Here is a 6,000-nt window from a genome sequence, read left to right on the forward strand (position 1 = left end):
TACCTTCTTGTGCGAAAGCGGTATGATGGAACGGATTTTCCTGCATTTGACTTCTAATCATGCCAATGCATATACGATGACCGATAGCACGCTCGTCCGCACTCCTGAAAAAAGGGCACGGGCTAGGCTCAGGACTCATAGCCAGAAGATGACGGTTGCAGCGCGGCAGATGGCTGAGAAGAAGACGGTCGGGCCTCTGTCATAGCGTGTTGCGACCCGCCGCCAGTCCTTGAGGCGGCCGAACATGATTTCGATGCGGTTGCGTCTTTTGTATTTTCGCTTGTCGTATTTGACTGGTTTTCCGCGGGATCTTCTTCCCGGAATGCAGGGCCTGATCCCTTTTTCCTCCAGGGCATCCCGGAACCAGCCAGCCTCATAACCCCGATCCGCCAGCAACCACTGTGCCATGGGAAGGCTGTCCAGCAGAGCAGAGGCTCCGGTGTAATCACTGATCTGTCCATCTGTTATAAAGAAGCACAGCGGTCGTCCGTTCTGATCGGTGACCGCATGCGGCTTGGTGTTCATGCCCCCTTTAGTGCGTCCGATCAGGCGGCCTGGATCCCCTTTTTTAACAGCAGGCCTGAAGCCGTGCGGTGTGCCTTGAGATAGGTCGCGTCAATTATAATAGTCTGAGGCTCAGCCTTCGCGGCAGACAGGCCATCCATCATCCGCATGAAAATGCCCATGTCGCCCCAACGCTTGTAGAGCGTCTTGTGCGGACCGTATTCCCGAGGCGCATCACGCCAGCGCATACCATTGCGGTTCACAAAAATGATGCCGCTCAGCACGCGGCGGTCATCAACGCGAGGTTTACCATGGCTCTTGGGAAAGAACGGCCGCAGACGCTCCATCTGTTCATCCGTCAGCCAAAACAGGTCGCTCATCTTCAGTCTCCTTGCAGAGCCTGAATCAAAATTCCCTACACAATTCAATGGGGCCTGAGCCTGGGCCATCGGACGGCTCTGTGGCTGGCTACAAAAATACACGCCATAATCGATGCTGCGGGAAAGGCTGTGACACTTATCCCTGACAGCCGGACAAAGGATGGACATCACTGAAGCAGGACCATTGTTCGATGAAGTCGATCTCGGGGCCTTCACCGTCGACAAGGCTTATGACGCTGATCCCCTCATCGAAAAGCTTGAAGAGTGGTTGATTGTTTTAGTCATTTCTTCAAGGAGAAATAGTTGTTATCCTCAGAAAATCGGCTTCCAGCTCTACAAAAAGAGAAACATCATCGAACGCTTCTTTGCCAGCTTGAAGCCGTTTAGAGGCATTGTAACACGCTATGACAAGCTGAAATCAACCTTCGTCGCAGCCGTTCAGTTTGATTCAATCATCTTTCTGCTTAACTGACGGCACGCCATAAACAGAAAAGAATATATAGATTTGCAAAATTGCCAGTAAAATTCTGCTGGTAGACAAAATGACCACCAGAATTTCTTCCGTGAAAATTATTTAAAAGTCTATAAGAGCGAATTCCCAAAAATACTTTTAAAGTTTGAAATTACAGATTATTTACGCCAATTTGTTCTGATGTTTTAATTCTTTGATCGGACTTCCTAAACAGAATTTGCTCGATACGTCTAATTTTTTTCTGCCAAGGCTTCTCAATAAAGTAATATGAGAGGCATGAGACAATAAGCAACATGATGAGAACTGCTGTTGGTCTTATAATATTGTGATGTCCATTCCATACATCTCCAATAATAAATAGAAATGATCGATGCCATAGGTAAATAGAATATGACCAGACGCCGAGATAATAGATGGGTGTCCATGCCATAATGCGTGATAAAGGGTTGCTTTCATTTGTTAATGTTATGAGTAATACAGAAAAAAGAAATACCGAAAAAACATCAAATCCACTCAAAAAAAGAGAAAATAACGTTAAAAATGAAATAATTGTAGATATTGTTTTTGAACGAATAAGGGAAGAATGTGAAGAAGAGATTCTATAGCAGATCATTCCGATAATAAATTCCGAGATGCAACGAATTAAAGGAAGAGAACTATGTGGATCGAATATATCAAGAGGACCTTTTCTCTGAATTAAATTTTTTTCTCCAAGTTTAATTATAATAATAAGCATAAAAAATGATGCAAAAAATAATAAGAATGGAATTATTTTGTTAATTTTTAGAATTGGCGCGCAAATAAAAGGAAAAATAAAATATGCGGCCCATTCTACGCTGACAGACCATGAGGCACCATTGATCGAATCTCCGACTCCCCATGTCTGAATCATCAGAAAATTTGCTGACCATAAAACTGCCGAAAATGTCTTTCCTTCAACAAAATACGAAAGGATCCCAGTGGTTATTAAAGTGACAATATAAAGAGGCCACAGGCGCGCAAGGCGACGGATCAGTAGGCTAAGATAGTCTGACGCTTCCCACCGCTTATCAAAAAGATGCCCATACGACATGGACATCACTAATCCGCTGAGAATAAAGAATAAATCTACAGCAAGATATCCATGAAGCAGAAATTTCCCGATATATCCAAGGATACGATGATTGCCAGCCAGCCACGTGTGATAGGCAACCACCCAACAGGCCGCTACCCCACGAATTCCTGTGAGTGATTTAATCTCTTTTTTTTCGACCATGTCGTTTTGCTCTCATCAGGCATCGGTAGATCGTCGGAGAAGATATAAGCGAAAGTGGTAGCAAATTTCATTCCATAAAGACTATAAAGTGAAAATATTTCTTAGTATATTTATCGACAATCACACAAATTAAAATTTATATTTTAAATTTTGTGATTTCATAAAATTAACTTGTTTTGTAATTATATATTATATTTATTGAAAATGCGTAATTTTACATTAAATAAGACAGTATTTTTTATAGTTAAATGCGTCTTTTTATATGAGTGAGATACAATGACGTTATCAATGTATAATCTGCTTTAGGGCTTGTGGGGATTCGCATGAAATGCGAGTTATGATTCAAGCTTCTGATGGAACGCTTTGTGCTGACGGACGCCCAATGGGCATTGATTGAGCCCCATTGCCTTGGCGAATTGACGGATCCGGGTCGAAGCGTTCGGGACAACCGGCTTTTTATGGAAGCGGTGCTGTGAATTGTCCGAACAGGAAGTCCGTGGTGTGGTTTGCCCGCCGTGTTCGGCAACTGGAGCACCGCTTTCCGTCGCTTAAGCGACTGGCGCAATGCCGATGTTTTCAAACGGATTTTCGATGCGTTATCCGGTGATCCGGATATGAAATATGCCATGGTCGATGCAACGATCGTGAAGGTTCATCGTCATGGTCTGGGCACAAAAGGGGGACACAGGGTCAGGCCATAAAGGCGGCATGACGACGAAGATTCTCGCGCTGACGGATGCTCTGGGCAATCAGTGCCTTTCCGTCTGATGCCTGGACTGCGCTTCGACAGTGTGGACGTGTCACCGCTGATTGACGTCCTCGAATTCGATGCCTTCATCGCTGAACTCGATGAAAGGGGCGCCACAGTCGTCATTTCCCAGCACTCAAGGTGCTCAAAGCCGCTAGCCCTTGATCGAGAAACGTATAAATGGCGGCACCTGATCGAGAACTTTTTCTGCAAGCTCAAGGAATTCAAACGCATCGCCATGCGTGCCGACAAAACGGACGAAAGCTTCAGCGCCATGATCTATCTCGCTGCAGCCATCATCTACTCACGATGAATTCCCACAGACCTTAAACCAGTTGGAATATTGCAATGGTATTCACAAACAATAATTCCTTCCAAGAAGAGGTCGTGACATCAAATGGATTTTTGCATCTCGCTATAGTTCACTTCAATAATTGCGTAATGAACGCTAAGGACGTGTCGTCAGTTAATTCCAATGATAGCAGAGACAAGTTGCGCTGCTGCACAGAAAGTTGATTTCAGCTTGTCATAGCGTGTTGCAATGCTTCTGAACTGCTTCAGTCTGGCGAAGAACCGTTCGATGATATTTCGTTTCTTACAAAACAGGAAGGAGGATTTTCGTGGTCAGTCCGCCACGGGATCGGCCGATGGCCTGATCTACCCCCCCCCTTTTTTTTTACGGGTGCCCGCACTATGCTGGTGAGCACGGACAATCGTGCTGTCGATCATCATGTATTCGTTGTCATGGTCAGCAGCCAGATGCCGGAAAATCCGTTCGATCACACCACTTTCACCCCAGCGACGCAGCCGCCGGTGCACGTTCTTTCAGTCCTCGAAGCGCACAGGCAGATCACGCCAGGGAATGCCTGCACGATAACGATACAATAAGGCTTCGATAAACAGACACGGTTATACGCAGCCGTCCCACCGACATGACCTTCGCGACCCGGGAGAAGGTCTTTTATCCGCTCCCGCAGACCATACTGTCGTATTTACACTCTCCCCATTCCAGAAACAGGAAGAAGACATCACACATCAGGCAGAAGTACAAGCGGCATAATCCTCCTGCTTAACTGACGACACGCCCTAGCTCTGATTGATAGGACTTTTCATATCGGAATAAGGTGAGGGTTTCACGGAATTGGCAAACCGTTTAAATGTGTTGGAGTTTTCGCTGAGAAATGAAAATATTTTTATGATATCTTTCTTTGTTGATTTTGGGATGAGAGTTCTGAATGCAATGCGTCCAAAGAGTACAGGCCACTGTTTGAAGGGAGTGAGGCTCAAAGCATCTTTAATACGAAAGTCCTGCATGCTTCGAATGGCTGCGGACAACATAGCTTCTTTGAAAAATTCATATCCGGGTCTTTCAGAAATATTCCGATCAGTATGAACAGCAGTCAAAATAAACTGGATATCTGATTTGTCTGGTTCGTAAGGACGATAATAGCAGAATTCAAGCAACTTCGCGGAGACTGCTGAGTGTAGCCAAAAAAATTCACTGTCTGTGAGCTGTTCTCTGACTGCATCGATCATTTCTTTTAGAGAAATAGAAGTATTGATACGTTGCAAGAGGAGGTTTGAAAAAACGATATCTGGGAGTTTAGAAATACGCCGTTGTTCAGATAAGGCAGCCAGCTGTGACCAGATGGCGAGAAAGCGTCCTTTGACGATAGACCGACTGGACACACTTCCAGCATGGACGCGATAATCACCCAAGGATTCAGGAAGTATGTGCATCGATCCAATGCGATTGAGGCGCCACATAAGATCTGCATCTTCAGCAACGGAAAGGTTGCGATAACCCCCAGCCGTATCAAGTGCAGTTCGGCGCATCATCAGCATAGGCTGTAACAGATAAGGTTCGGCTGCGGGAATTGACCAGCAGTCAGCAGCGCTTATGTCTTTGCGTGTTGAGATTGTGCCGCAGGGAATGCCATTTTCATCTATGTGACGGGCAACAGAACTCACTGCCACACAGTCAGGATTAGCCTCAAGATAAGTTAATTCTTTCTCAAATCTGTCAGGATAAGAAATGTCATCTCCGTCGTGTCGGGCAATGAATGGAGCTGAGCAGTATTGTAGACCATGATTCAAGGCGGCAACGATTCCTGCATTATCCTGATGATAATATTCAACTCTTCTGTCTTTTGTGACGAATCGCTTGCAGATGTCTCCCGTTCTGTCACTTGACCCATCATCCACTACGATGACGCGAAAATCAGTGAATGTCTGATTTAGTATACTGTTTATCGTGCCGTTAATGTATTGTTCGCAATTGTAGACAGACATCAAAATATCTATTTTTGCCATAATTTTCTCAATTTATGAAACGGTAACGTTACTATAATGCAAGTTTGTTGTGACACCAAAGTTCATTTGTGATTGCGGAGCATAAATATCGAAAATAGTCATTTTGTATCTATTGAATTTCAGAATGCGTAGTTTGGGAGGTCTATTTTTAGTATGAAATTTAGAAAATGCCAATTTAGGAAATCCATTCCAAAGTTTGATATAAAATAGATAAGCCTCTAGGGCCTGTTAGGTCTTGATATAGTCCGCTGTAGCAGCGATGAGGATGACGGAGAGGAAGGATGCGGCGGTTTTCTCATATCGGGTCGCGACAGCCCGCCACTCCTTG

At 44.8% G+C, this 6,000-nt stretch carries 4 protein-coding genes and 3 pseudogenes; 2 read left to right on the forward strand and 5 right to left on the reverse strand.

Annotated features, from left to right (window positions below):
• Positions 1 to 135 precede the first annotated feature (135 nt).
• A protein-coding gene (locus GVI59_RS14450; protein ID WP_173574876.1) for an IS5 family transposase occupies positions 136 to 884 on the reverse strand; the annotation gives its coding sequence in 2 pieces (ribosomal slippage) (positions 136 to 575 and positions 575 to 884; 750 coding nt in all).
• A gap of 142 nt (positions 885 to 1,026) precedes the next feature.
• Here GVI59_RS14450 and GVI59_RS14455 point away from each other — a divergent pair.
• A complete protein-coding gene (locus GVI59_RS14455) occupies positions 1,027 to 1,356 on the forward strand; it encodes a transposase (RefSeq protein WP_277876400.1) in 330 nt (109 codons plus the stop codon).
• A gap of 151 nt (positions 1,357 to 1,507) precedes the next feature.
• Here GVI59_RS14455 and GVI59_RS14460 read toward each other — a convergent pair whose 3' ends face one another.
• The gene (locus GVI59_RS14460; protein ID WP_173574878.1) at positions 1,508 to 2,611 is read right to left on the reverse strand and encodes an acyltransferase family protein; all 1,104 of its coding nucleotides are present in this window, start codon (positions 2,609 to 2,611) and stop codon (positions 1,508 to 1,510) included.
• Between the two features lie 353 nt (positions 2,612 to 2,964).
• Between GVI59_RS14460 and GVI59_RS14465 the strand changes: the two are divergent.
• A pseudogene (locus tag GVI59_RS14465) lies at positions 2,965 to 3,672 on the forward strand (IS5 family transposase).
• Positions 3,673 to 3,821: 149 nt separating this feature from the next.
• Here GVI59_RS14465 and GVI59_RS14470 read toward each other — a convergent pair.
• The 3 genes and pseudogenes from GVI59_RS14470 to GVI59_RS14480 form a co-directional block, all read right to left on the reverse strand.
• Positions 3,822 to 4,351: pseudogene (locus GVI59_RS14470) on the reverse strand (IS5 family transposase).
• A gap of 94 nt (positions 4,352 to 4,445) precedes the next feature.
• Positions 4,446 to 5,672: a glycosyltransferase family 2 protein gene (locus GVI59_RS14475; protein ID WP_173574879.1), complete on the reverse strand. Its 1,227-nt coding sequence runs from the start codon at positions 5,670 to 5,672 to the stop codon at positions 4,446 to 4,448.
• Between the two features lie 228 nt (positions 5,673 to 5,900).
• A pseudogene (locus GVI59_RS14480) lies at positions 5,901 to 6,000 on the reverse strand (IS5-like element ISMex42 family transposase); the annotation flags it as partial.

It is taken from the genome of Acetobacter sicerae (assembly GCF_011516765.1).
In the GTDB taxonomy this organism is placed as follows: domain Bacteria; phylum Pseudomonadota; class Alphaproteobacteria; order Acetobacterales; family Acetobacteraceae; genus Acetobacter; species Acetobacter sicerae.

Excerpts from the sequence above, each read along its gene's own strand:
- GVI59_RS14460 (WP_173574878.1), bottom strand. The coding sequence starts at position 2,611 with ATGGTCGAAAAAAAAGAGATTAAATCACTCACAGGAATTCGTGGGGTA.
- GVI59_RS14475 (WP_173574879.1), bottom strand. The coding sequence starts at position 5,672 with ATGGCAAAAATAGATATTTTGATGTCTGTCTACAATTGCGAACAATAC.